Raw genomic sequence first — 1,529 nt, forward strand, 5'->3', positions numbered from 1 at the left:
CACGATGCCACTGGCCGAAGGTGCCGTGGTGTCGACCAGCACGCCAGCGGTGCTGCCGACGCTGTTGAGTGTCAGGTTCAGGTCGTTGCCGGCCACGTCGGTCAGCGCGTCACCGCGCACGTCAAGACTGTTCACCGCGATGCCGTTGCTGTCGGTATCACCGGCCTGCACCACGTACTGGAACACCAGCGCCGCACTGCCGCTGCCGGAAACATACGTGGCGTAACGGGTCACCCCGCCCACGTCCAGCACCAGCCGGGGCGCCAGTGCGCCGGTTTGCACGGCTTCGCTGGCATTGACAGTGAAGCTCAGCGTGTCGCCGGTTTTATAGCTGCCATCGGCCGGGGGCGTCACACTGACCACCACCGGTACCACACCGTCGATGGTGACGTTGGCGGTGCTGGCAACATTGTTCAGGGTAAGCTGGGTGTCGTTGCCGGCCGTGTCGCGGATGCTGCCGCCATTGAGCAGCAGCGCGCCACCCAGCACGATACCATTGCTGTCCAGTTGGCCACTGGCAGCGGTCAGGCGGAACACCAGCGCATTGGAGCCAGCGCCGGACACATAGCTGGCGTATACAGTGCCGCCGGTGTCCAGGCTCACGGCGAGGCGCGGCACGCCACCGGTGGCATCGACCACCATGGTCTCGCTGAAATTGACCGTAAAATCCAGGTTCTGCCCCGCCACATAAGTACCGTTGGCTGGAACCGTCACTTGGGTGACTGCGGGTGCGACGCGGTCAATGCTGTAGCTGGCGCCGATCAGGCCGCCGGTAATGGCGTTGCCGGCAGCGTCAACAATGCCGGTACCGCTGGCTTTCAGGTCCAGGCGCAAACTGCCGACGCCGCTGACGGTATCAACCCGCACGGTATAGGTCCGCGCACCCACCTGGGTCACACTGGCAATGCTGCCGGACGCAGTGCCGGTCAGGGCCAGGCTGAAGTCCGAGGCCCCGACGCCGCTGACGTTCTCGCTGAAGCTCACCGTGAAGCTGACCGTACCGCTGTTGGTCGGGTTGGTATCGACCAGAGCGATACTATTGGCGGTCGGTGCCGTGGTGTCCACCAACACACCGGCGGCGCTGCCCAGGCCATTGAGGTTCAGGGTCAGGTTGTTGCCGGCCGCATCGCGCACGCTGCCGCCATTGAGGTCCAGAGTGCTGCCGATGCCCAGGCCGCTGGCGGCGGTGTCGCCCGCCTGCACGGTGTACTGGAACACCAGCGCGCCATTGGCGGCGCCCGAGACATAACTGGCATAGCGGGTCGCACTGCCCACGGTCAAGACCAGCCGCGGCGTACCGGTGGCGGTATCGACCACCACCCCTTCGCTGATGTTGACCGTGAAGCTCAGGATATCGTCGGCGTTGTAACTGCCATCGGCCGGCAGGCCGACCGAACCCACCACCGGCATGATCGCGTCGACCAGCACGCCCGTGGTGCTGCCCAGGCCATTGAGCGTGGTGTTGACATCATTACCGACGCTGTCGCGCAGGGTCGCGCCATTAAGCTGCAGGTTGTTGCCGACGCTGA

Annotated in this window: 1 pseudogene; it reads right to left on the reverse strand. The window is 65.2% G+C overall.

Features of this window, described 5'->3' with window-relative positions:
- Positions 1-1,529, reverse strand: a pseudogene (locus DGA31_RS29930) (DUF4347 domain-containing protein); the annotation flags it as partial.

This window comes from Pseudomonas ovata (genome assembly GCF_003131185.1).
GTDB classification, from domain to species: domain Bacteria; phylum Pseudomonadota; class Gammaproteobacteria; order Pseudomonadales; family Pseudomonadaceae; genus Aquipseudomonas; species Aquipseudomonas ovata.